We start from the raw sequence: 24,374 nt of genomic DNA on the forward strand, positions 1-24,374 counted from the left end.
AGCGCGGCTTCTTCATGGCCGTGCCGCCGCCGTCCGGAGTGGCGCCGTCACTCCCCGCGCGGCCCGCCGTCCCGGCGGACTCGGCATGGCCCGAACGGTCCGGCCGGTCCTCGGGCTCCTCGTGTCCGGATCGTGCGCCGACGGCCAAATCCCCCACATCCACTCCTCACTCCGTGCCACGCCTGCGCCCCAGCCGGTGCAGGCCCACCACTCCCATAACGAGCGGGAGTTCCGCAGGGGTCGGGAGAGGGATCATTCCGTTGAGATCCCGGGACGACACACTATTCGACCGGGCCGGCGCCCCGGCCGTCCCGGCGCGCGCGTCAGGCACCGAGCCGAATGTCGCCGGTTCCTCCAGTTTCCGCCAGTGGCCGACGGGCCAGGCGATCACCACGGCCCGTCCCACGACCTCGTCCTCGGACACCGTGCCGTGTTCCGGCTCGTCCAGGTGATAGCGCGAATCGGCCGAATCGGACCGGTGGTCGCCCATCACGAAGATCCGGCCCTCCGGAACCTTTACCTCGAATTTGATGAGGGAGGGAGGATTCCCGGGATACAGATAGGGCTCGTCGAGCGGTACGCCGTTGACGGTGACCCGGCCGTCCTTGTCGCAGCACTTCACCGTGTCGCCGCCGACCGCGATCACCCGTTTGATCAGGTCCTGTTCGTCGTCGGAGGGCAGCAGCCCGATGAAGGTCAGCGTCTCCTTCACCTGCTTGACGACGACGGGCGGGTCCTTCTTGTCGACCTTCTCCTGCTTCAGCCAGCCGCCCGGGTCCTTGAAGACGACGACATCGCCACGCTGCGGCCGGGACCCGAACCAGGGCGTCAGCTTGTCCACGAGCACCCGGTCACCGATCCGGATGGTCTGCTCCATCGACCCGGACGGGATCACAAAGGCCTGCACCAGGAACGTCTTGAGCACCAGCGCGATCACCAGCGCCACGACGATCAGCAGCGGGATCTCCCCCACCGCGGCCCCGCGCCGCCGCCGCTTGACCTTGCGGGCCAGCTTCCGCCGCGCCGCCCGGGTGGGCAGCGAGCCCGTGGCCGTCGGCTCCGTCCCGGGCGCCGACCCGCGCCGCCCGAGGCCGCGGTTACCCATGGCCCCCGCCCGGCGCCCCCGCGGTGGCGAAGGCGGCACTGTCCGGCAGCGAGCTCAGCCTGCTCGGCGGCCAGCCGATCCAGTCCACCCTGCCGATCACCATGTCGACCGGGACCATGCCACCGCCCGGCTCGCCCAGGTGGTCGCGCGAGTCACGGGAGTTGCTGCGGTGGTCGCCCATCATCCACAGCTTGCCGTCGGGCACGACGATGTCGAAGCGGACCTGGGAAGGCGCGTCCCCCGGATACAGATAGTTCTCGACGACCGGCCGGCCGTTCACTTCGATCCGGCCGCGCTCGTCGCAGCAGACCACCCGGTCACCGCCGACGCCCACCACCCGCTTCACGTAGTCGGTCTCGGCCGGCTCGGCCAGGCCCAGGGAGGCGGCCACCGAGTGCATCAGGCCGGTGACGGGGTTCTTCCGCGGGGGTTCCTGGACGAACGATCCGGTGCCGTCGAAGACCACCACGTCGCCGCGCTGCGGCACGGAGCCGGAGCCGTAGGCCAGCTTGTTCACCAGCACCCGGTCCCCCACCCGCAGGGTGGGCTCCATCGAGCCGCTGGGGATCAGGAAGGGCTGCACCACGTAGTTGCTCAGGAGCAGTACGAAGACCGCGCAGACGGCCCCGAGCGCGGCGGTCCGCCGCCAGGAGATCGCGGCGGTCGGCAGATCCGGGATACGCAAGGAGCGCGGCCCCTCCTCCGGCGCCTTTGCGGGTGCGGAGGAGCGGTCGCGCTCCGAGGGCTTTGCTTCCGTGTCCATCGGGGCCAGAGCCTATCCGGCCGACCTGTGGACCTGGGAGTCAGCTCAGTTGTCGCGCTTCTCCTTGATCTTCGCGGCCTTGCCGCGGAGCTCACGGAGGTAGTACAGCTTGGCGCGACGGACGTCACCGCGGGTGACGAGCTCGATCTTCTCGAAGATCGGGCTGTGCACCGGGAAGGTGCGCTCGACGCCGACGCTGAAGGAGACCTTGCGGACCGTGAAGGTCTCGCTGACGCCCGCACCCTGGCGGCGGATGACTACGCCCTTGAACTGCTGGATACGGGAGCGGTTGCCCTCGATCACTCGGACGTGGACGTTGACGGTGTCACCGGGGCGGAACGACGGGACGTCGGTGCGCAGCGATGCGGCGTTGACGCCATCGAGCAGGGAAGCCATGTTGTCTGCTTTCTTCGCCGATGCCACAGGTCATCGACGGGAGATAGTGAGAGATGGGGTGCTGATCGCGTCGGGCGGACGTCGTTCCCCCTGTGGCAGGGGCGTACGCCGGACGTACAGCAGCGGCCTATTCTTCCACGGCCTCGGGCCTGCGCCAAAATCGGCCGCCGGGCTCCGGTGACCAGCCGAGGATCGAGAGCATCTCGCGGTCCTTCTTGTCGAACCCCGCGGCCTCGCAGCGCTCGATCAGATCGGGCCGGTTGAGGGCGGTACGACGGAACGCCTCGTCCCGGCGCCAGCGGGCGATCTTCCCGTGGTGGCCGCTGAGCAGCACCTCGGGAATCTCCCTGCCGCGCCACTCCGGCGGCTTGGTGTAGACGGGCCCTTCCAGCAGGTTGGCCATCGCGCCGGGGGCGAAGGAGTCGTCCCGGTGCGATTCCGCGTTGCCGAGCACTCCGGGCAGCAGCCGGGCGACCGCCTCGGTGATCACCAGCACCGCGGCCTCGCCGCCGGCCAGCACGTAGTCCCCGATGGACACCTCGACGACCGGCATCCGGGTGGCGTACTCGTCCATCACCCGCCGGTCGATGCCCTCGTAGCGGGCCGGGGTGAAGATCAGCCAGGGCCGCTCGGACAGCTCGACGGCCAGCTCCTGGGTGAACGGGCGGCCGCTGGGGGTGGGCACCACGAGCACCGGGGAGTGCGCCCCGGCCTCGTAACCGCCCGCCAGGGCGTCGTCCAGCGCCTCGCCCCACGGCTCAGTCTTCATGACCATGCCGGGGCCGCCGCCGTACGGGGTGTCGTCGACCGTGTTGTGCCGGTCGTACGTCCAGTCGCGCAGGTCGTGCACATGGACGTCGAGGCGGCCGCGGGCGCGGGCCTTGCCGACGAGGGAGACGTTCAGCGGTTCCAGGTACTCCGGGAAGATCGTGACGACGTCGAGGCGCATCAGGCGTCCTTCCCCGTCGCGGGAGCCTCGTCCCCGTCGCCCTCTTCGTCGCGCGAGGAGGCGATCACGGCCTGGCTCTCGTCGATCAGGCCGGGCGGCGGGGCGATCACCGCGCGCTGCTCCGCCAGGTCGATCTCGGTGACGATCTCCTCGACGAACGGGATCATCACCTCGCTGCCGTCCGGGCGCTCGACGATGAAGAGGTCCTGGGACGGCAGATGCGTGATCTCGGTGATCCGGCCGATCTCGGTGCCGTCGGCGAGGACCACATCGAGGTCCATCAGCTGGTGGTCGTAGAACTCCTCGGGGTCCTCGGGGAGTTCAGCCGGGTCGACCTCGGCGATCAGCAGCGTGTTGCGCAGGGCCTCGGCGGCCGTGCGGTCGCGCACGCCCTCGAAGCGCAGCAGCAGCCGTCCGCTGTGCACCCGGCCGGTCTCGATCGTCAGCGGTCCGGCGTCGGCCGGTTCGGTGGCGAGCACGGCCCCGGGCCCGAGCCGCAGCTCCGGCTCGTCCGTACGGACCTCGACGGTGACCTCGCCCTTGATGCCATGGGCCCGGCCGATCCGCGCGACTACCAACTGCACCTTGTGTCTCTCCTGTCATACGACGACGGGCCGGGGCGGGCGCATGGCCCTCCCCGGCCCGTGCCGGTGTTCAACTCTGTCAGCGAACCTGATCCACATCGACGAGGTCGACGCGGATGCCACGGCCGCCGATGGCGCCCACGACGGTACGCAGTGCGCGAGCGGTGCGGCCGTTGCGACCGATCACCTTGCCGAGGTCGTCGGGGTGGACCCGGACCTCAAGCACGCGACCACGGCGCAGGTTGCGCGAGGCGACCTGCACATCGTCAGGGTTGTCGACGATGCCCTTCACGAGGTGCTCGAGAGCCTCCTCGAGCATGCTCAGGCCTCGGTCGACTCGGCGGACGCAGCCGCGTCAGCAGCCTCGTCCGCCTTCTTGTCGGACTTCTTCGCCTTCTGCGTGATGGCCTCGCCCTTGGACTCGTCGCCGCCGTCCTTGGTCAGGGCCTCGAACAGGGCGCGCTTGTCGGCCTTGGGCTCCGGCTGCAGCAGCGGCGCGGGGGCCGGGAGGCCCTTGTGCGCCTGCCAGTCACCGGTGAGCTTCAGGATCGCGAGAACCGGCTCGGTCGGCTGGGCGCCGACGGACAGCCAGTACTGCGCACGCTCCGAGTTGACCTCGATGCGCGAGGGGTTCTGCACCGGGTGGTACAGACCGATCTCCTCGATGGCCCGGCCGTCACGGCGGGTACGGGAGTCGGCGACGACGATGCGGTAGTGAGGCGAACGGATCTTGCCCAGACGCTTCAGCTTGATCTTGACTGCCACGGAAGTGGTGTCTCCTGGTCTATGACGTGGGTGGGCACAACGAAGATGCCACGTGGGGTTGCGGTACTCGGGTGCCCGATGGACGCGTCAGCCGGAGGAGAGAGGGGTCCTGTGCGACTGTCGAGTACAGCTAGCCATTGTGCCACATCGCGTCGGGTCACCCCACCGCGACCACTGCTTCCGGGATACGGAAGGGCTTCCCGCACCCTCCGCAGACGATCGGCGCCTGCGCCAGGACCGACGGGACGACCCGTACGTTGCGGCCGCAGTCGCAGACGGCCTTGACTCGGACGCCCCCGCCGGAGGAGCCGTGCCGGGCGGCGGGCCCGCGGAAGGAACGCTTGGTGTCAGCGGCGGTGGCGACCGTGTGTGCCTTGAGGGCGCGCTGCAGCCGCTCGATCGTCGGGCGGTAGCGGCGCTTGGCCTCGGGGTTGAGTGCGACCAGCGAGAAGCCGCTGCTGGGGTGGGGCTCCTCGGCGTGGTCGAGGCCCAGCTCCTCGGCGATCGCGAGGAATCTGCGGTTGTGGTAGCGGCCGGCGCGCGAAGTGTCGCGGACGCCTCGCGCGGCGGCGATGCCGTGGACTGCCTCATGGAGCAGTCGCTCGAAGGAGAGTTCGGCGCCGCAGGCGGACGAGGACTCTCCGATCAGGGACTCGGGCGCGGCTAGATCCGGCAGCTCGGGGTGGTACCGCTGAATGTCGGCCCACGCCTGTGCCAGCTCTGCGGCAAGTACAGGTGGTGTCGTGCTCACGTCGTGACAACGAGCGCGAGTGCCCCGGTGTTCCGATTCCGGGCCATCCCAAATAATTTGCACGTACCAGTCAGTTGCCCTTGCATGCGTCCCGACGAGGGCGGGTGCGCAGATCTGCGGAGAAGCCTCACAGCTCGCACCAAGGTGGTACGTAGCGACGCGTACGCCCGGACGCGTAGGCGGCCACCCGCTGTCCGGGGCTCCGGACGGCCGGGGCGGCGGGTGGGCCGTCAGTAAGCGCGTGCCACCAGGGCGACATTACCGGGCTCGTCGTCCGCCACGGGCACCGACCCGTCCCCGGCGACCAGACACCGTACGGACACCCCGTGCTCCGCGAGCCGGGCCTCCCCCGCCGGGCCGAGAGCCGACCAGGCGATACGCGCCCAGCCGCCCGCGGCCACCGCCTCCACGGCCTCCGCCTCGGTCCTGACGTCGCTGGTGGCCGACTCACGGCGGCTCCGGGACTCCCGCAGCAGCGCCGCCTGGTCCTCCTCCAGGAGGGCCGGGAGCAGCGCGGGCAGGGCCTCGACGGGGACCGGCTCCTTCCCGCCGGGGATGCGCCGGACCAGCGTCGCGGTGCCGCTCGCCAGATCGCGCGGGCCGATCTCGATCCGCAGCGGCACCCCCTTCAGCTCCCAGTCGACCGCGCGGCGGCCGAACGGGGTGTCGGTGCGGTCGTCGGTCTCGGTCCTGACCCCCGCCGCGCGCAGCCGTTCCGCGACGGTCCGGACCGTGTCCAGGACGGCCGCGTCCTCCTTGACCGCGAGGACGACCGCCTGGACAGGGGCGAGCCGCGGCGGGACGCGGAGCCCGTGGTCGTCGCCGTGGGCCATGATCAGGCCGCCGACCATCCGGGTCGAGGAGCCCCACGAGGTCTGCCGCACGAACTCCTGCCGCCCGTCCCGGGACAGATAACGGGTGTGGAACGCCTTGGCGAAATTGGTGCCGAGCTCGTGGCTCGTACCCATCTGGAGTGCCTTGCCGTCCCGCATCATCGCTTCGAGGGTGAGCGTGTTGACGGCCCCGGCGAACCGCTCGGCCGGGGTCTTGCGGCCGAGGACGACGTCGATGCCCAGCACGTCGACCATGAAGTCCGCGTAGACCTCGCGGTGGATGTACGCGGCGAAGTCCCGGGCCTCCTCGTCGGTGGCGTGGGCGGTGTGGCCCTCCTGCCAGAGGAATTCCGTCGTACGGAGGAAGATCCGCGGGCGCATCTCCCAGCGCACCACGTTCGCCCACTGGTTGATCAGGAGCGGCAGATCGCGGTAGCTCTGCACCCACTTCGAGAAGTACTCGTTGATGATCGTCTCGGAGGTCGGCCGCACCACCACGGGCTCTTCGAGCTCTTTCCCGCCGCCGTGGGTGACCGTCGCGAGCTCCGGCGCGAAGCCCTCGACGTGCTCGGCCTCGCGTGTCAGGTAAGACTGGGGGATGAAGAGCGGGAAGTAGGCGTTCCGGGCGCCCGCCTGTTTGATCCGGGCATCCATCTCCTGCTGCATCCGCTCCCACAGGCTGTATCCGTACGGCCGGATGACCATGGTGCCGCGCACCGGGCCGTTGTCCGCGAGTTCGGCCTTGTTGATCAGATCCTGGTACCAGCGGGGAAAGTCCTCGGCCTGGGGCGTGAGAACGGGTGCCTTTGCCATGGCGCGCATCGTACGGCGACACCGCCCACCGCACGGGGCGACGGGCCCCGGTGCCGCGGGCCTTCCCCACGGACGCCTCACCGCCCCGCGCAACCATTGCCATCGCACCCCTGGACGCGGACGCGGATGCGCAGTTCTCTGACATACGGGGGAAGCGGGGGGGCGCACACAGCGGGGGCATCCACTCGGGCACTACCGATCGGACACGGCCGACCTCTCGGCGGATTGGGGCGCTTTCCATGACACCCACGCTCGTCCGGCACCACAGCCACGCGGAAACGTCCACCCCGGTGGACTCCGGCGACCGTGCCCGGGACTGGGCCGAGATCCAGGAGCGGATGCTGGCACCGCTGTACGAAGCGGTGTACGAGCGGCTCGAAGTGGGATCCGGTACCCGGCTGCTCTCCCTGGGCTGCGGATCCGGTCTCGCGCTGCTGATCGCGGCCGCCCGGGGCGCGCGCGTCACCGGCGTGGACACCGACCTCGAACGTCTGGCACTCGCCCGGACCCGGCTGCTGCCCGAGCCGGGCAGCGCCGCCGGCCCACCGGCCGGGCACCCGCGGCTCCTGGAGGGTGATCCGTCCGGGGCCAGGCCGGCCGACGGGATGCCGTACAACCTGATCACCGCGTTCACCCCGATCGGCTGCTCGTCCGACGACGGCGAGGGGCTGGTGGCCGAGCTGCGGTCCGCGGTGCCGCTGGCCGCGCGGGGCAGCACCGTGGTGCTCACCGGCTGGGGTCCGCCGGAGCGCTGTGCGACGGCGCCGGTGCTGCGGGTGGCGGGGCGGCTCTCCGGCCGGGACCGGGCCCCCCGCGACGGCGGCTGGCGGCCGTCGGGCCGGGACGACCTGGAGGAGCTGGCCTTCCGGGCCGGGCTGAATCCCGACGGCTCGGGCCGGGTGGCGTGCCCCTTCGGGTACGCGGACCAGGACAGCGCGGTGCGGGGGCTGCTCTCCACCCGGCTCTTCGACGCGGCGGTACGGGCGACCGACCGTGCCCAGGTGGAGAAGGAGGTCGCGCAGGCCCTCCATCCGCACAGCCGCCGGGACGGCACGGTCTGGATGCCGAACGTCTTCCGCTATCTCGTGTGCACCACCTGAACGGCCGCGGCGGCCGTCACTTCGCCAGCCGGGTGATGCCGGCCGCCCGGTAGGCCTCGGCCTCGTCCAGCGTCTCGTTCGCCAGGAGCGCGGCGGAGAGCGAGTCCAGCCGGTCCCGGTTCTCGCACAGCAGCCGGCAGGCCACCTCGTAGCACTCGTCGACGATCCGCCGCATCTCGCCGTCCACCGCGTCGAGCGTGGCGGGGGCCGCCGACAGTCCGTACGCCTGCTGGGCGTCGCTCGGAATCGCCGTCAGCCTGCCCACCTTGTGGCTCATGCCCCAGCGGCCGACCATGCCGCGGGCCAGGTTGGTGACCTGTTCCAGATCGCTCTCCGCGCCGGTGGTGATCACGCCGAAGACCACCTGTTCGGCCGCCATGCCACCGAGCGCCCCGACGATGCGGCCGCGCAGATACTCCTCGGTGTACGCGTACTTGTCGGCGTCCGGCGTCGAGAGCGTGACGCCCAGCGCGCGGCCGCGCGGCACGATGGTGACCTTGCGGACCGGATCGGCGCCCGGCTGGACCATGCCGAGCAGGGCGTGGCCGCTCTCGTGGTACGCGGTCCTGCGGCGTTCCTCGTCGGACATGACCAGTGAGCGTTCGGCGCCGAGCTGGACCTTCTCCAGGGCGTCCGAGAAGTCGGGCTGGGTGACCTCGGACTGCCGGCGCTTGACCGCCAGGAGCGCGGCCTCGTTGGCCAGGTTGGCGAGGTCCGCGCCGGTCATGCCGGGCGTCGTGCCGGCCACCTGGGCCAGGTTCACATCGGGGGCGAGCGGGATCTGCCGGGTGTGGATCTCCAGGATCGCCTCCCGGCCGGTCCGGTCCGGCGGGCTGACCTGGACGATCCGGTCGAAGCGGCCGGGCCGGGTGAGGGCGGGGTCGAGCACGTCGGCGCGGTTGGTGGCGGCGAGCACGACGACGCCCTCCGAACCGGAGAAGCCGTCCATCTCGGTGAGGATCTGGTTGAGCGTCTGCTCGCGCTCGTCGTGGCCGCCCATGCCGGAGCCGCCGCCACGGGCCCGGCCGATGGTGTCGATCTCGTCGATGAAGACGATGGCGGGGGCGACCTTGCGCGCCTCGGCGAACAGCTCCCGGACCCGGCTCGCGCCGACACCGACGATCATCTCGATGAACTCGGAGGCCGACGCCGAGAAGAACGGCACCCCGGCCTCACCGGCGACGGCCCGGGCCAGCAGGGTCTTGCCGGTGCCGGGCGGTCCCGCGAGCAGCACCCCGCCGGGCATCCGGGCGCCCATCTTCCGGTACGCCTGCGGGTTCTTCAGGAAGTCCACGACGTCGTTGAGCTCGCCCTCGACCTCGTCGATCCCGGCCACGTCCTTGAAGGTGGTGCGCTTGGAGCCCTCCAGCTCGACGGGCTTGGGCGGGGCCTTGCGGCCGAAGCCGCCCATCCCGCCGCCCATGCCCCTGGACATCCGCCGGGCGATGAACACCCAGAGCACTACGAGCAGCAGCATGGGTGCGAGCGAGATCAGCAGGTTGGCGAGGAAGCTGCGCTGCTGGACGACCGGCTCGGCGGTGACCGTGACGTCGTCCTTGACCAGTTCGGCCCAGAGGTTGTCGTCCGCGAAGGCCGGGCGCTGGGTTTCGAACTTGGTGTACTTGTCGTCGCTCCCCGGGACCTTCGCCTCCTTCTTGAGCTGCCCCTGGATGGCGTCGCCCTTGGAGTAGATCTTGGAGACATTGCCCGAGGTGACCTGCTTGCTGAACTCCGTGTACGCGATCGTCCGCTGCTCCTCCCCGTTGAAGAAGGAGAGCACCAGATTGGCGATCAGATAGACGGCGAGCGCGGTCAGCAGCAGTCCGCCCCAGCCTCCGGGCATCTTCCGGCCGGGCGGCTGGGGCGGTGGGGCGCCCTCGGAGCGCCAGGGCTGATCGGTCCGGTCGCGGGGCGGTACGGGGTTGGTCACGCGCGCTCCTCTGCCGACTGCCGTTGAGGCGACAGTAAGGGAGGAACGCGGACAAAGCCCTCCCAGGGCCTGCCCGATGGGCCCTTGGAGGGACGGCGTACGACAGCCGGGGCGAACCCGCGCCGACCCGGCCCGGGTTCGTTCGGTCCGGACTCAGCCCATGAACTTCTTGAACTCGTCCGGCAGCTCGAAGTTCTTGTCGTCCTGCGCCGGCAGGCCGAACGCGCCGCCCTGCGCCGCCTGCTCGCGACGGGCGGCAGCGGCCTGCTCCTCGGCCTTGCGCTTCATCGGGTTGCCGCTCTTGCGCTTGCCCTTGGCCTGCTTGACCTGCTTCTTCTGCCGGCCGGGGCCACCACCCATGCCCGGCATCCCGGGCATCCCCGGCATGCCGCCGCCCTGGGCCATCTTCGACATCATCTTGCGCGCCTCGAAGAACCGCTCCACCAGGTTCTTCACCGCGCTGACCTCGACACCGGAACCCTTGGCGATACGGGCCCGGCGCGAGCCGTTGATGATCGTCGGCTCGGCGCGCTCCTTCGGGGTCATCGACTTGATGATCGCGGCGGTGCGGTCCACGTCGCGCTCGTCGATGTTGTTGATCTGGTCCTTGATCTGCCCCATGCCGGGCAGCATGCCGAGCAGCTTGGAGATGGAGCCCATCTTCCTGACCTGCTCCATCTGGGCCAGGAAGTCGTCGAGCGTGAAGTCCTTGCCCTTGCTGGACGCCAGCTTGGAGGCCATTTTGGCGGCCTCTTCCTGGCTGAAGGTCTTCTCCGCCTGCTCGATCAGGGTGAGCAGGTCACCCATGTCGAGGATGCGGGAGGCCATCCGGTCGGGGTGGAAGGCGTCGAACTCGTCGAGCTTCTCACCGTTCGACGCGAACATGATCTGCTTGCCCGTGACATGGGCGATTGACAGGGCCGCACCACCGCGGGCGTCACCGTCGAGCTTGGAGAGCACCACGCCGTCGAAGCCGACACCGTCGCGGAAGGCCTCGGCGGTGTTGACCGCGTCCTGGCCGATCATCGCGTCGACGACGAAGAGGATCTCGTCGGGGCTGACGGCGTCGCGGATGTCCGCGGCCTGCTGCATCAGCTCCTGGTCGATACCGAGGCGGCCCGCGGTGTCGACGACGACGACGTCGTACTGCTTGGACCGCGCGTACTCGATCGAGTCCTTGGCGACCTGGACCGGGTCACCGACGCCGTTGCCCGGCTCGGGCGCGTACACCGCGACACCGGCACGGTCGGCGACGACGCTGAGCTGGTTGACGGCGTTGGGGCGCTGGAGGTCGCAGGCGACGAGCAGCGGGGAGTGGCCCTGGCCCTTGAGCCAGAGGCCGAGCTTTCCGGCGAGGGTGGTCTTACCAGCACCCTGGAGACCGGCGAGCATGATCACGGTGGGCGCGGTCTTGGCGAACCGCAGCCGGCGCGTCTCGCCACCGAGGATGGAGACGAGCTCCTCGTTGACGATCTTGACGACCTGCTGGGCCGGGTTCAGCGCCTGGGAGACCTCGGCGCCGCGCGCCCGCTCCTTGACGTTGGCGATGAAGGCGCGGACGACCGGCAGCGCGACGTCCGCTTCGAGCAGGGCGATACGGATCTCGCGAGCCGTGGCGTCGATGTCCGCCTCGGACAAGCGGCCCTTGCCCCTGAGGTTCTTGAAAGTCGCGGCAAGGCGGTCGGAGAGAGTATCGAACACGGCGCTCGTCGGTCCTCAGGGTCGGGGGCAAACAGGATTCGGTACCCCAGGGTATCCGGCTCGGCAGAAACGATGACCCCTGCCCGGCAAATCCCGGGCGCGGGGCACCGCGCGTGGTTCCCGCGTCACGCCCGGAGCGCGGTCTCCACCGCGTCCGCCACCGCGAGCGCCCGCTCCCCCGGCAGCGGCTTCCCGTCGGTGTCCGTGACGTAGAAGGCGTCCACCGCGTTCGCCCCCAGGGTCGACACATGGGCGCTGCGCACCCGTACCCCGCTCTGCTCCAGCGCCCGGCCGATCCGGTGCAGCAGTCCCGGGGCGTCCTGGGCCCGCACCTCGATCACCGTCGCCAGCCGGGAGGCGGCCGCCGCGACGGTCACCCTGGGCGGCGGGGCCTTCACCCCGCGGCGGCGCGGGTAGGCGGCCTCGCGCTCGGCGAGCCGGGCCCGGATGTCCAGGGAGCCGTCCAGGGCGCGTACGAGGTCGGCGCGGAGCCGGGCGGCCTGCGGCAGGGAGCCGTACTCGGCCGCGACCCGCCAGCTGAGCAGCAGCACGTCCGCGGGGTCGCCCAGTTGGGTGGGCAGTTCCACGGCGCGCAGGTCGGCGGCGCGCACGGTGAGGCGGTGCAGGGCGAGGACGCCCGCCGCCGCGGGCAGCACGCCGGGCCGGTCGGGCAGGGCGATGTGGAGCTCGACGCCGACGGGTTCCGGTTCGCCGTCCTCGTCCGGGGCCCCGGCCTGGGCGCGCAGGGCGAGGACCGGGCCGCCGGTGCGCAGGGCCTCGATGGCGAGGCGTTCCTGTTCGGCGCCGGGTGCGGCCGGTTCCGGTTCCTCGGGGGCCTGGCCGGCGAGCACGGCGGCGACGCGTCCCACCAGGTCGGCGACCAGGGAGGCGCGCCAGGAGGACCAGGCGGCGGGCCCCGTGGCGAGCGCGTCGGCCTCGGTGAGCGCGTGCAGGAGTTCCAGGGTGGTGGCGGAGCCGACTGCGGTGGCGACGGAGCGGACGGTCGCCGGGTCGTCGAGGTCGCGCCGGGTGGCGGTCTCGACGAGCAGCAGATGGTGGCGTACGAGGGTGGCGACGACGCCCACGTCGTGCTGGTCGAAGCCGATCCGGGCGGCCGTGTCCCGGGCGATGACCTCGCCCGCCACGGAGTGGTCGCCGGGCCAGCCCTTGCCGATGTCGTGCAGCAGCGCGGCGACCAGGAGCAGGTCGGGGCGGCCGACGCGGCGGGTGAGGGCACTGGCACGGACGGCCGCCTCGACGAGGTGACGGTCGACGGTCCAGGTGTGGACGGGGTTGCGCTGGGGGCGGCAGTGGACGCGTTCCCAGTCCGGGAGCAGCCGGGTGATGAGCCCTTCGGCTTCGAGCGCCTCCCAGACGGGGACGGTGGCCTCGCCGGCGCCGAGGAGGGTGACGAGTTCCTCGCGGGCCTCGGCGGGCCAGGGCACCGGCAGCGGGGGCGCGGCGGTGGCGAGCCGGCGTACGACGTGGCGGGAGAGCGGGAGCTCGGACTGGGCGGCCGCCGCGGCGGCGCGCAGCACCAGGACGGGGTCGCGTTCGGGGCGGGCGGTGCGGGCGAGGACCACTTCGCCGTCGGCCTCGACGACGCCCTCGGCGAGCGGTGTGCGTTCCGGGGCGGCCGCCCTGCCGCCGCCGAGGATCGCGCGCAGCCTGGGGCGCACGGACCGGGCGCGCAGGACCCGGTCGACCTCGCGCCAGGTGACGTCGGTGGCGTACGAGATGGTGCGGGCGGCCTCGTAGACCTGGCGGAGCAGGGCGTCCGCGTCGAGGAGTCCGAGGGCGTCCGCGACCTGGTCCTGTTCCTGGAGGGCGAGGCGGTCGGTGGCGCGGCCGGTGGTGAGGTGGAGTGCGTCCCTGGCGTCGCACAGGACGCGGCGGGCTTCGGCGAGCCCTTCGCGGGGGGCGTCGGCGACCCAGGACGCGGCGACGGCGCGCAGCGCGGTGGCGTCCCGGAGCCCGCCGCGGGCCTCCTTGAGGTCCGGTTCGAGGAGGAATTGCAGCTCGCCCTGGCGTTCGGCGCGTTCGCGGCAGAGTTCGTGGAGTGCGGGCAGGCGCTTGGGGGCCTGGTTGCGCCAGTCGGCGAGGATCGCGGTGCGCATCGCGGCGACGAGCCCGAGGTCCCCGGCGACGGGCCGGGCGTCGAGCAGTCCGAGCTGGACCTTGAGGTCCTCGGTCGCGGTCCGGCGCGCCTCGGCGGGGGTGCGCACCGAGTGGTCGAGGGCGAGGCCGAGGTCCCAGACGGGGTACCAGACCCGGTCGGCGAGGGCGGCGACGGACGCGGGGTCGGTGTTCCCGTCGTGCAGGAGCAGCAGGTCGAGATCGCTGCGCGGGGAGAGCTCACCGCGTCCGTAGCCGCCGACGGCGACGAGGGCGGCACCGTGGACGCCGGTCTCCGCGGCCGCGGTGGTGAACAGCGCGGTGAGCCAGTCGTCGGTGAGCGAGGCGAGGGCCGCACGGCGCGGCGGCCCGGACCGCGCCTCCCCCTGGAGAAGGCGCAGCCGGGCCGCCGCGTAGCCGCCGGGTTCCGAGTCTGCGGATTCGGTGGTGGTCTCGGTGCTCGTCACCCGGCTGCCTTTCGTTTCGGGACCGTCGGCCTTCGGAGCCATCGGCGCTTCGGGGGCCGTAGGTCTTCGCGACCGTCGGCCTTCGCGACCGTCGGCCTTCGCGACCGCCGGCTTCGGGACCGTCCGTCAGAGTGCGTCCGGGCCGCGTTCGCCGGTGCGTACCCGGACCGCGGTCTCGACCGGCACGCTCCAGACCTTGCCGTCACCGATCTTGCCGGTGCGGGCGGCCTTCACGACGAGGTCGATGAGCTGTTCGGAGTCCTCGTCCTCGACCAGGACCTCGATCCGGATCTTGGGTACGAGGTCGACGGTGTACTCGGCGCCCCGGTAGACCTCGGTGTGGCCGCGCTGGCGTCCGTATCCGCTGGCCTCGGTGACCGTGAGGCCCTGGACGCCGAAGGCCTGGAGGGCTTCCTTGATCTCGTCCAGCCGGTGTGGCTTCACGACCGCGGTGATGAGCTTCATGCGTCCACCTTCTTCGTCTTCGCTGCTGCCGTGCTGCCCGGTGCGGAGCTCGTGGTGCGCGGGGCCGTGCCGCCGCCCGCTCCGCTGAAGTCGTACGCCGTCTCGGCGTGTTCGACCTGGTCGATGCCGGAGATCTCGTCGTCCTCGGGGACCCGCATCCCGATCGTCCGGTCCAGCAGGAAGGCCAGGATCGCGGAGACGACCAGAGAGTACGCGAGGACGGCGAAGACGCCGACGGCCTGCTTGCCGAGCTGTTCGAGGCCGCCGCCGTAGAAGAGGCCCTTCGCCTCGGACTGGACTCCGCCGGTGGCGAAGAGGCCGACGAGGAGGGAGCCGGCGATGCCGCCGACGAGGTGGACACCGACCACGTCCAGGGAGTCGTCGTAGCCGAAGCGGTACTTCAGACCGACGGCCATGGCGCAGAGCACACCGGCGATCGCGCCGACCGCGATGGCACCGAGCGGGCTGACCGCACCACCCGACGGGGTGATGGCGACGAGCCCGGCGACCGCGCCGGAGGCGGCGCCGAGGGTGGTGAAGGAGCCGTGGCGGAGCTTCTCGTAACCGAGCCAGGCGAGCATCGCGGCGGCGGTGGCGACCTGGGTGTTGACGAACATCACCGCGCCGACACCGTCGTCGTTGCCGAGCCACGAGCCGGCGTTGAAGCCGAACCAGCCGAACCAGAGCAGACCGGCGCCGAGCATGACGAGCGGCAGGCTGTGCGGCCGCATCGGGTCCTTCTTGAAGCCGACGCGCTTGCCGATGACGAGGATCACGCCGAGCGCCGCCGCACCCGCGTTGATGTGGACGGCCGTGCCGCCCGCGAAGTCGATGACGCCCATCTCGAACAGCCAGCCGCCCGCGCCCCAGACCCAGTGGGCGACGGGGAAGTAGACGACGGTGACCCAGAGCGTGATGAACAGGGCCCACGAGGTGAATTTGACCCGGTCGGCGAGGGCGCCGCTGATCAGGGCCGGGGTGAGCACGGCGAACATCAGCTGGAAGACGGCGAAGACGTAGACCGGGATCGTGTAGCCGTCCCAGAGCTGGGTGACGCCGATCCCGCTGAGCCCGAGGTAGTCCGAGCTCCAGCCGACGACGGAGCCGATGTCCGTGCCGAAGGCGAGGCTGAACCCGAAGAGCACCCACAGGATCGTGACGATCCCGAGGCTGATGAAGCTCATCATCAGCATGTTGAGGGTGCTCTTGACGCGGACCATGCCTCCGTAGAAGAAGGCCAGGGCCGGGGTCATCAGCATCACCAGGGCGGAGCAGATCAGCATGAACCCGGTGTTGGCGGCAGACAGTGTCGGGGTGTCTGCGGCAAGCGTCGTGATGCCTGGGGGCATCGGCGTCTCCTCGTCGTCGGTGCGGCCGCGTGCGGGCGATGGGAGCGGCACCACGTGCGGGACCACTGGGGAAAAGATGCGGGCCGGTTATGGGCAAGAGATTCGCCCGGCGCGGTTTCCGCCGATGCCGCACGGTGTTTCACCGTGGTGACGAAGAGGTCCGGTGTGTTACGTCGCCATGAACCGGCGGTGGCGGGAGCGGCGTCGGGCCCGTCCTGCGGCCGGGGCCGCATACGGTGCGGTTACGACTCTCCCGCACGGGCACGGCAACGCGAACCGGCCACGCCGACCACCCGCTGACCTGGCAATTGGGGGAGCCGAAGTCGGTCTGTGCGGGGTGGTCGCCGTGGCCGGGGCCGGGGGTGCTGCTCAGACCGCTTCGGCGGTCTCCGGCAGCTGTTCGGTGAGGAGATCGGTGAGCTCGGCGACATCGGGGATGTCCCCGAAGTCCCTGGCGGCGGTGTCGACGGTCTTGCGGAGCCGGGTGTTGACGCGCTCGGAGCGGATCTTCCTGGCGACGCGCAGGGCCTTCTCGGCCAGCACCGTGGACTGTTCGGGCTCGCGCTTGAGGAGGTGGACGGTGGCGAGACCGATCAGGTTGAGCGCGTAGGAGCGCTGGTGCTCGTCGTCGTCGCCGAAGAGCTGGACGGCCTTCTCCATCAGGGGCTCGGCGAGCGAGGCGTACGTGGGGCTGCGGCCCGCCACATAGGCGAGGTCGCGGTAGGAGTGGGAGTTCTCGCCGTTGAGCTCGGCCTCCGAGAAGAAGCGGATCCAGTCGGGCTCGGGCTCGCCGTCGATGCCCACGTCGAGGAAGGTGTCCTCGGCCATCCGGACGGCTCGTTTGCACTTGCTGGGCTGGCCCATGTTGGCGTACGCGCGGGCCTCCATCGCATACAGCATGGCCTGGGTGCGCGGGGTGGCGCAGTCCCGGCTGCCGTACTGCGCGAGGTGGATCAGTTCGAGGGCGTCGTCGGGCCGTCCGAGGTGGATCATCTGACGGCTCATGCTGGACAGGACGTACGAGCCCAGCGGTTTGTCACCGGCCTCCTTGGAGGCGTGCAGTGCGAGGACGAAGTACTTCTGCGCGGTGGGCTGGAGGCCGACGTCGTAGCTCATCCAGCCCGCCAGCTCGGCCAGCTCGGCGGCGCACCGGAAGAGCCGCTTGGCGGTGGCCTCCGGCTGCGGTTCCTGGAGCAGGTCGGTGACCTCGTGGAGCTGTCCGACGACGGCCTTGCGGCGCAGTCCGCCACCGCACTGCGCGTCCCACTGGCGGAACATCGCGGTGGTGGACTCCAGCAGGTCGAGCTCGGGGCCGGAGAGCCTGGAGGGGCGCCGGGCCGTCGCCGGGTCCGGCTCGGCGGGGCCGGCGGCGGAGACGGGGACCAGCCAGCGCTGCATCGGCTCGATGAGCGCGGGTCCGGCGGCCAGGGCGAGCGAGGAGCCTAGGAATCCCCGGCGGGCGAGCATCAGGTCGCTGCGGGAGAACTCGCTGAGCAGGGCGACGGTCTGCGGGCCCGCCCAGGGCAGGTCGACGCCGGACACGGAGGGCGACTGGTGCGCGGAGCGCAGTCCGAGGTCCTCGATGGCGACGACGGAGCCGAAGCGCTCCGAGAAGAGCTCGGAGAGGATGCGCGGGATCGGCTCGCGCGGCTGCTCGCCGTCGAGCCAGCGCCGCACCCGGGAGGTGTCGGTGCTGATGTGGTGGGCGCCCATCTGCCGTGCCCGGCGGTTGACCTGGCGGGCCAGCTCGCCCTTCGACCAGCCGCTTCGCACGAACCATGAGCTCAATTGCCCGTTGGGGCGCTTGCCGGCATTCGAATCGCCTGCGCCGCTGCCACTCACTGGAACGCCCCCATCCCGCCGAATACCTGTCGCGCGAACCATTACCAGAATGCCCTGGGCCGATGCCGCCCATGCGGAGGTCGCGCACCATCGAACATGAAATCGGGTTGCCTCCGGCATACCCACGGGCGCACATACTTCCATGGTTCGTGTACCGACGGTAATCCTACGATCACCCCCCGGGCGAGGGCGCTTACAGAAACGCCACCATTCGCCACCCCTTCGAATGAACGCCACCCCCGTTGCACGCGATTCACTTGACACACGGCGATCCACAAGGGGCGCAACGGGGCGCGCGAAGAATGGCGCACAACCCCGAATACCACCGGCGTACTCCGGATCACCGACGACGGCGGAGCGTTACGACTCCAGTCCGCGTCGTAACCACCGGCGAGTCGGACCCGTTGGAGGGGGCATGGGCTTCACGATCGGCGGCATCCGCGAGATGCGCACCGGCTCACGGCGCCGCGGCCGTGCGGCCGAGTACACGGCAGTGGCCGAGTGCACGGGACTGTGGGGCTGGGCCGTCGCGCCGGGTGCGCGGGCAGCGGCCGGCCGCTGCTCCTGCGGGCAGCCGGGCTGCCCCTCCCCCGGCGCCCATCCGCTGGACTTCGCCCCCGAGGTACCTGCCGGCGCCACGCTCGACGCGGCCGCCGACGCCTGGGCCCGGACGCCGGGCGCCTCCATGCTGCTGCCGGTGGGGCGCACCTTCGACGTGCTCGATGTCGCCGAGGCGGCCGGGCGCCGGGCCCTGGTGCGGATGGAGCGGATGGGGCTGCCGCTCGGCCCGGTCGCGGTGACTCCGGGCGGGCGGGCGCAGTTCTTCGTGGCCCCGGGCGCCGCCGCCGAGCTCCCGCAACTGCTGTACCGGATGGGCTGGGACGACGCGGGGCTGGACCTGCGGGCGCTGGGGCCCGGCTGCCACATCACCGCCCCGCCGTCCGACGAGGGCGGCCTGGGCCCGGTCCGGTGGCTGCGCCCGCCGGAGCTGGACACGGCGGCCGCGCCGCCGCAGGCCCGGCTGCTGCTGGGCACGCTGGCGTACAGCTGCCATCGCGCACCGCTCTGCGGCTGAGCCCGCCGCCGGACACGTGGGGCGGGCCCGACCCCGATCCGCCGGACACCCCCTGACGCCGAGGAGCCCGGCCGCCGCTGTGCAGCGCGACCGGGCTCCTCGTGTACGGCGTACGGGGGTCAGTCCCCGATCAGGGCGTCCACGAACGCCTCCGGCTCGAACGGGGCCAGGTCGTCCGGTCCCTCGCCGAGACCGACGAGCTTCACCGGCACGCCCAGCTCGCGCTGGACGGCGACGACGATGCCTCCCTTGGCGGTGCCGTCCAGCTTGGTGAGCACGATGCCGGTGATGTCCACGACCTCGGCGAACACCCGGGCCTGGACCAGACCGTTCTGCCCGGTCGTGGCGTCGAGGACGAGCAGCACCTCGTCGAGCGGTCCGTGCTTCTCGACGACCCGCTTGACCTTGCCGAGCTCGTCCATCAGCCCGGTCTTCGTGTGCAGCCGTCCGGCGGTGTCGATGAGGACCACATCGGCGCCCTCGGCGATGCCCTCCTTCACCGCGTCGAAGGCGATCGAGGCGGGGTCGCCGCCCTCGGGCCCGCGCACGGTGCGGGCGCCAACGCGCTCGCCCCAGGTCTGGAGCTGGTCGGCGGCGGCCGCCCGGAAGGTGTCGGCCGCGCCGAGCACGACGCTGCGGCCGTCGGCGACGAGCACCCGGGCCAGCTTGCCGGTGGTGGTGGTCTTGCCGGTTCCGTTGACGCCGACGACCATCACGACGCCGGGGGTGTCGAGGCCGCTCTCCGTCTTGACCGCGCGGTCGAAGTCGGTGCCGAGCAGGTTGAGGAGCTCCTCGCGCAGCAGCGCGCGCAGCCCCTCGGGGGTGCGGGTGCCGAGCACACGGACGCGCTCGCGGAGCCGCTCCACCAGTTCCTGGGTGGGTGCGACGCCGACGTCGGCGGTGAGGAGGGTGTCCTCGATCTCCTCCCAGGTGTCCTCGTCGAGGTTGTCGCGGGACAGGAGCGTGAGCAGCCCCTTGCCGAGGGAGTTCTGCGAGCGGGCGAGCCGGGCGCGCAGCCGTACCAGACGGCCGGCCGTGGGCTCGGGCACTTCGAGGGCGGGGGCGGCCGGCGCCTCCGGCTCGACGGCCTCAGGGGCCTCCTCGGCGGGGGCCCCGGGAGGGCCGACCTCCTCGATGGTGCGGCGCGGTTCCTCGCGCGGCGTCTCGGCTTCCTCGCCGACATGGGGCTCGGCGGGAGGAGTGATGGTCGGCGTGCTCGACGGTGCCGGGGGCAGCTGCTTCTTCTTGCGGCTGCTGACCACGAGCCCGCTGATCACGCCGACCGCGACCAGGGCGATGACTACAGCAAGGATGACGAATTCCATAACCCACCCAGTATCAGTCACGTCCGCCCGCGGGGGCCGCCCCGAAGGATCCGCCGAGTTTCCCCTCGGTCGTTATGCACCTTTTGGCGGTAAAGGTACGCTCTTGCCTGTGGAGACCCGCGGCCTTGAGCCCGTCCCCGACAGCGAACGCACCGGCCGGGTCCGGACCCTCTTCCCCACCTGGGTCGGCGCGAACCTGACCGTGCTCCTGCTCACCGTCGGCGCCGGGCTCATCGTCTTCAACGGGCTCAATCTCTGGCAGGTGCTCGCGGTCACGCTCACGGCCTCGGTGATCGGCTTCGGGCTGGTCGGCCTGGTCTCGATCGCGGGCAGACGGGGCGGGGCCCCCGGCATGGCGCTCTCCCGGGCCGTCTTCGGCCAGCGCGGCAATCTGCTGCCCGGTGCGCTGACCTGGGTCGCCCGCTGGGGCTGGGAGACCGTGAACGCGGTCACCGGCACCTATGCGGTGCTCGCCGTGCTGGATCTGCTCCTCGGCGTCACGGGCAGCCACCGACTGACCCTGGTGACCCTGCTCGCCTTCGTGGGATGCAGTTGTCTGGTGTCGGGGCTGGGCCTCGGCGCACTGCGGGTGTGCTGCACCTGGTCGGCGTACCTCTTCGGCGGCGTCAGCGTGCTCGTGCTGGTCCATCTGATCGGCTCGACCGACTGGCGGGACGCGCTGGGCAGGCCGGCCGGACCGGTGACGATGATGATCGCCGGGGTCGGCACCCTGGCGGCGGGCGGGCTCAGCTGGGCCCCGTCCGGCCCCGACTTCGCCCGCTATCTGCCGCACACGGCGTCCGGCCGGGCGATGATCGGGGCGACCGTGGGCGGCGCCGGGATCGTGTACGTACCGATGGTGCTGATGGGGGCCGTGATGGCGGTCGCCGAACCGGGTCTGGCCGTCACCCGCGACCCGATCGCGTTCATCGGTCCGCTGCTGCCCGGCTGGCTCTCGGTGCCGTATCTGCTGTTCGCCGTGGTCGGCATGGTGCTGATCAACGCGATGTCGCTGTATTCGGCCGGATTCACCGCGCAGACGCTGGGATTCATGATTCCCCGCACCTGGGCGGTCGGCGTGAACGCCGCCATCAGCCTGCTCCTGGGCGCGACACTGATGCTCACGGCCGCGGGTTTCCTGGATTCCTTCGTCTCCTTCCTGACGCTGCTCGCCGTGACGTTCTCCGCATGGATCGGGGTCTTCGGCGTGGATCTGCTGCGGGGCCGCGCCTACGATCCGGCGGCGCTCCTGGACACCACGCCGACCAGCGCCTACTGGTACACCGCGGGCTTCGCCGTACCGGCCGTGGCCGCGTGGGCGACGGGGCTGGTGACGGGCCTGCTCTTCACTGGCGTGCGGTGGTTCCAGGGGCCGCTCGCCACCACCTGGATCGGGCGCCAGGGGCTGGGCTGGGCGGCCACGATCACCGTCTCCGCCGCTCTGTACGCGGTCCTGCCGCGCTCCGCCGGGCGGCCCGGGGGCGAGCGCGACGGGCGGGAGGGCGACACGCCCCTACACTTCTGACGCTGCGTCAGTTACTGTCCCGCCTCGCCGCGCCCGCCGACGATGGGGACAAATCTCATGGCCTTCACTGTGGTCCGGTTCAATCTGGTCGATCCCGATGCCACCCCCGAGTCGCTCTCGGCCCGCTACCGCGCCGCGCTGGAGATGGCCGCGTACGCCGACGAGCACGCCGTCGACACCGTGCAGACCGAGGAGCACCACGGCGCCGCCAACTCCTGGCTGCCCTCGCCCTTCGTCTTCGCCGGCTCGGTCTTCGGTGCCACCCGCCGGATCGCGGTCACCGTCTCGGCGATCATCGGCCCGCTGCACGACCCGCTGCGGCTGGCCGAGGACATCGCGGTCCTGGACCTGCTGAGCGCCGGTCGGCTGGTCACGGTGGCGGGGATCGGCTACCGGCCCGAGGAGTACGAGCAGGCGGGGGTCGAATGGGGCAGGCGCGGCAGGCTCCAGGACGAGCTGCTGGAGACGCTGCTGCTGGCCTGGACCGGCGAGCCGTTCCCGTACCGGGGCCGTACGGTCAGGGTCACGCCGCGTCCGTACACCCAGCCGCACCCGCTGCTGCTGGTGGGCGGCAGTTCGCGGGCGGCGGCGCGGCGGGCGGCCCGGCTCGGGCTGCCGTTCTTCCCGAGCGCGCATCTGCCGGAGATCGAGGCGCACTACCAGGAGCTGCGCGCCGAGTTCGGGACGGACGGCTTCTGCATGATGCCCGCCGCCGAGACACCGCTGCTGCATGTGTCCGAGGACCCGGACCGGACCTGGGCCGAGTACGGCGAGTACTTCCTGCACGAGGCGCGTACGTACGCCTCCTGGCAGTCCAAGGACATCCGCTCCGCCGTGCGTTCGGCGGCGACGACGGTGCCGGAGCTGCGGGCCGAGGGGGTCTACCGGGTCGTCACGCCCGACGAGTGCGCAGCGTCGGCCGCGGAGCTGGATAACCTGGTGCTGCATCCGCTGTGCGGCGGGATGCCGGTCGAGGAGGGGTGGCGCAGTCTGCGGCTGTTCTGCGACGCGATCGCACGCTGACCTCCGTCGGCGGGGACCCGGGGGTCAGCCCATCTCCTCCAGCGCCTTGCCCTTGGTCTCCTTCACGAACTTGAGCACGAAGGGGATCGAGAGCGTGGCGAAGCAGGCGTAGATGATGTACGTGCCCGACAGATTCCAGTCGGACAGGCTCGGGAAGCTCGCGGTGATCGCCCAGTTGGCGATCCACTGCGCGGACGCGGCGACGCCGAGCGCGGCGGCGCGGATCCTGTTGGGGAACATCTCGCCGAGGAAGACCCAGACGACGACGCCCCACGACAGGGCGAAGAAGAGCACGAACACATGGGCCGCGACGAGCGCCACGACGCCCTGGGTGCTGGGCAGTTTGCCGTCGACCAGGTCGGCGGAGAAGGCCCAGGCCTCGAAGGCGAGAGCGATGGCCATGCCGGTGGAGCCCACCAGCGCGAGCGGTTTGCGGCCCACCCGGTCCACCAGGACCATCGCGATGACGGTACCGATGATGTTGATGATGGAGGTGGTGAACGACCAGAAGAACGAGGCGGTCGGGTCGATGCCGACGGACTGCCAGAGCGTCGCCGAGTAGTAGAACGCCACGTTGATGCCGACGAGTTGCTGGAAGACCGACAGGCCGATGCCGACCCAGACGATCGGCAGGAAGCCGAAGCGACTGCCGAGCAGGTCGGTGAACCTGGACTTGTGCTCGCGGTGCATCGCGGTCTCGATCTCGGTCACCCGGGCGTCCAGGTCGACGTTCTTCCCCTCCACCTCCTCCAGGATCTTCCGGGCCCGGTCCTTCTTGCCGACCGAGATCAGGAACCGCGGCGACTCGGGGATCGCGAAGGACAGCAGCCCGTACAGGACGGCCGGGACGACCATGACGCCGAGCATCCACTGCCAGGCTTCCAGCCCGCCGATCTTGCCGCGCTGGTCACCGTCGGCCAGCTGCAGAATGCCGTAGTTGACCAGCTGGGAGATGGCGATGCCGACGACGATCGCCGCCTGCTGGAAGGAGCCGAGCCTGCCACGGTAGGCGGGCGGCGAGACCTCCGCGATGTACGCCGGGCCGATCACCGAGGCCATGCCGATGGCGAAGCCGCCGATGATGCGCCACATCGCCAGGTCCCAGAGGGCGAACGGGAGCGCGGAGCCGACGGCGCTGATGGTGAAGAGCACGGACGCGATCTGCATGCAGCGGATCCGGCCGATGCGGTCGGCGATGCGCCCCGCGGTGGCCGCACCGATCGCACAGCCGATCAGGGCGATGGCGATGACCTGGGCGAGCGTTCCCGAGCCGATGTCGTAGCGGCTGCGGATCGCCTCGACGGCACCGTTGATGACGGAGCTGTCGTAGCCGAACAGGAAGCCGCCCATCGCGGCGGCCGCGGTGATGAAGATGACATGGCCGAGGTGGTCCGGGTGGGCCGCTCGGGCTCCGGACGCCGGTCCCTGCGAGGTGCTGGTCACATGAACTCCTGATGCCTGGCCGCGTCGTCAGGTGTGGGGACGAACCCTTCCAAGT

20 protein-coding genes and 2 pseudogenes are annotated in these 24,374 nt (G+C 71.3%); 4 read left to right on the plus strand and 18 right to left on the minus strand.

Features of this window, described 5'->3' with window-relative positions; translation table 11 throughout:
- The 10 genes and pseudogenes from EES42_RS45905 to proS form a co-directional block, all read right to left on the minus strand.
- Window positions 1-148, minus strand: a pseudogene (locus EES42_RS45905) (signal peptidase I); the annotation flags it as partial.
- Window positions 99-1,105 (minus strand): annotated as a pseudogene (lepB, locus tag EES42_RS00500) (signal peptidase I); the annotation flags it as partial. The pseudogenes EES42_RS45905 and lepB (EES42_RS00500), both read right to left, overlap by 50 nt.
- Window positions 1,098-1,868 (minus strand): signal peptidase I, encoded by a 771-nt coding sequence (gene lepB / locus EES42_RS00505; RefSeq protein ID WP_124716128.1) that lies wholly within the window; start codon window positions 1,866-1,868, stop codon window positions 1,098-1,100. The gene lepB (EES42_RS00505) and the pseudogene lepB (EES42_RS00500), both read right to left, overlap by 8 nt.
- A 45-nt stretch (window positions 1,869-1,913) precedes the next feature.
- Window positions 1,914-2,264, minus strand: coding sequence for a 50S ribosomal protein L19 (rplS, locus tag EES42_RS00510; protein WP_124716129.1), 351 nt, complete (start codon window positions 2,262-2,264; stop codon window positions 1,914-1,916).
- 127 nt (window positions 2,265-2,391) lie between these two features.
- Window positions 2,392-3,213, minus strand: coding sequence for a tRNA (guanosine(37)-N1)-methyltransferase TrmD (trmD, locus tag EES42_RS00515; RefSeq protein WP_124716130.1), 822 nt, complete (start codon window positions 3,211-3,213; stop codon window positions 2,392-2,394).
- The gene (gene rimM, locus EES42_RS00520; RefSeq protein WP_124716131.1) at window positions 3,213-3,797 is read right to left on the minus strand and encodes a ribosome maturation factor RimM; all 585 of its coding nucleotides are present in this window, start codon (window positions 3,795-3,797) and stop codon (window positions 3,213-3,215) included. The genes trmD and rimM overlap by 1 nt, the downstream gene beginning before the upstream one ends.
- A 79-nt stretch (window positions 3,798-3,876) precedes the next feature.
- Window positions 3,877-4,116: an RNA-binding protein gene (locus EES42_RS00525; protein ID WP_005311361.1), complete on the minus strand. Its 240-nt coding sequence runs from the start codon at window positions 4,114-4,116 to the stop codon at window positions 3,877-3,879.
- 2 nt (window positions 4,117-4,118) lie between these two features.
- Window positions 4,119-4,562 (minus strand): 30S ribosomal protein S16, encoded by a 444-nt coding sequence (rpsP, locus tag EES42_RS00530; RefSeq protein ID WP_124716132.1) that lies wholly within the window; start codon window positions 4,560-4,562, stop codon window positions 4,119-4,121.
- Window positions 4,563-4,719: 157 nt separating this feature from the next.
- Window positions 4,720-5,313 carry a hypothetical protein gene (locus tag EES42_RS00535; protein WP_124716133.1) on the minus strand — a complete coding sequence of 198 codons (594 nt, stop codon included), beginning with the start codon at window positions 5,311-5,313 and terminating at the stop codon, window positions 4,720-4,722.
- Between the two features lie 230 nt (window positions 5,314-5,543).
- Complete coding sequence (gene proS / locus EES42_RS00540; protein ID WP_124716134.1) at window positions 5,544-6,959, minus strand: proline--tRNA ligase; 1,416 nt, start codon at window positions 6,957-6,959, stop codon at window positions 5,544-5,546.
- A 239-nt stretch (window positions 6,960-7,198) separates the two neighbouring features.
- Here proS and EES42_RS00545 point away from each other — a divergent pair, with 239 nt between their 5' ends.
- Window positions 7,199-8,059, plus strand: a complete 861-nt coding sequence (locus EES42_RS00545) for a class I SAM-dependent methyltransferase (RefSeq protein WP_124716135.1) — start codon at window positions 7,199-7,201, stop codon at window positions 8,057-8,059.
- A gap of 16 nt (window positions 8,060-8,075) precedes the next feature.
- Here the strand turns inward: EES42_RS00545 and ftsH are convergent, their stop codons facing one another.
- The 6 genes from ftsH to EES42_RS00575 form a co-directional block, all read right to left on the minus strand.
- Window positions 8,076-9,989: an ATP-dependent zinc metalloprotease FtsH gene (gene ftsH, locus EES42_RS00550; protein ID WP_124716136.1), complete on the minus strand. Its 1,914-nt coding sequence runs from the start codon at window positions 9,987-9,989 to the stop codon at window positions 8,076-8,078.
- A gap of 153 nt (window positions 9,990-10,142) precedes the next feature.
- Window positions 10,143-11,690, minus strand: a complete 1,548-nt coding sequence (ffh, locus tag EES42_RS00555; protein WP_124716137.1) for a signal recognition particle protein — start codon at window positions 11,688-11,690, stop codon at window positions 10,143-10,145.
- A 125-nt stretch (window positions 11,691-11,815) separates the two neighbouring features.
- Complete coding sequence (locus tag EES42_RS00560; protein WP_124716138.1) at window positions 11,816-14,272, minus strand: [protein-PII] uridylyltransferase; 2,457 nt, start codon at window positions 14,270-14,272, stop codon at window positions 11,816-11,818.
- A 126-nt stretch (window positions 14,273-14,398) separates the two neighbouring features.
- Window positions 14,399-14,737 (minus strand): P-II family nitrogen regulator, encoded by a 339-nt coding sequence (locus EES42_RS00565; protein ID WP_124716139.1) that lies wholly within the window; start codon window positions 14,735-14,737, stop codon window positions 14,399-14,401.
- Window positions 14,734-16,086 carry an ammonium transporter gene (locus EES42_RS00570; protein WP_124716140.1) on the minus strand — a complete coding sequence of 451 codons (1,353 nt, stop codon included), beginning with the start codon at window positions 16,084-16,086 and terminating at the stop codon, window positions 14,734-14,736. Before EES42_RS00570 ends, EES42_RS00565 begins: the two co-directional genes overlap by 4 nt.
- Before the next feature lie 369 nt (window positions 16,087-16,455).
- Complete coding sequence (locus tag EES42_RS00575; RefSeq protein ID WP_124716141.1) at window positions 16,456-17,928, minus strand: transcriptional repressor NsdA; 1,473 nt, start codon at window positions 17,926-17,928, stop codon at window positions 16,456-16,458.
- Between the two features lie 415 nt (window positions 17,929-18,343).
- On the opposite strand from EES42_RS00575, the gene EES42_RS00580 reads away from it, so the two are divergent.
- The gene (locus EES42_RS00580; protein ID WP_124716142.1) at window positions 18,344-19,003 is read left to right on the plus strand and encodes a bifunctional DNA primase/polymerase; all 660 of its coding nucleotides are present in this window, start codon (window positions 18,344-18,346) and stop codon (window positions 19,001-19,003) included.
- A gap of 119 nt (window positions 19,004-19,122) precedes the next feature.
- Here EES42_RS00580 and ftsY read toward each other — a convergent pair whose 3' ends face one another.
- Window positions 19,123-20,328: a signal recognition particle-docking protein FtsY gene (gene ftsY, locus EES42_RS00585; RefSeq protein ID WP_124716143.1), complete on the minus strand. Its 1,206-nt coding sequence runs from the start codon at window positions 20,326-20,328 to the stop codon at window positions 19,123-19,125.
- A 109-nt stretch (window positions 20,329-20,437) separates the two neighbouring features.
- Here ftsY and EES42_RS00590 point away from each other — a divergent pair, with 109 nt between their 5' ends.
- Together EES42_RS00590 and EES42_RS00595 are read left to right on the plus strand one after the other, a co-directional pair.
- The gene (locus tag EES42_RS00590) at window positions 20,438-21,853 is read left to right on the plus strand and encodes a purine-cytosine permease family protein (RefSeq protein ID WP_124716144.1); all 1,416 of its coding nucleotides are present in this window, start codon (window positions 20,438-20,440) and stop codon (window positions 21,851-21,853) included.
- A 57-nt stretch (window positions 21,854-21,910) separates the two neighbouring features.
- A complete protein-coding gene (locus EES42_RS00595) occupies window positions 21,911-22,876 on the plus strand; it encodes an LLM class flavin-dependent oxidoreductase (RefSeq protein ID WP_124716145.1) in 966 nt (321 codons plus the stop codon).
- Between the two features lie 24 nt (window positions 22,877-22,900).
- Here the strand turns inward: EES42_RS00595 and EES42_RS00600 are convergent, their stop codons facing one another.
- Window positions 22,901-24,319, minus strand: a complete 1,419-nt coding sequence (locus EES42_RS00600; RefSeq protein WP_124716146.1) for a sugar porter family MFS transporter — start codon at window positions 24,317-24,319, stop codon at window positions 22,901-22,903.
- Between the last annotated feature and the right edge of the window lie 55 nt (window positions 24,320-24,374).

It is taken from the genome of Streptomyces sp. ADI95-17, assembly GCF_003846175.1.
In the GTDB taxonomy this organism is placed as follows: domain Bacteria; phylum Actinomycetota; class Actinomycetes; order Streptomycetales; family Streptomycetaceae; genus Streptomyces; species Streptomyces sanglieri.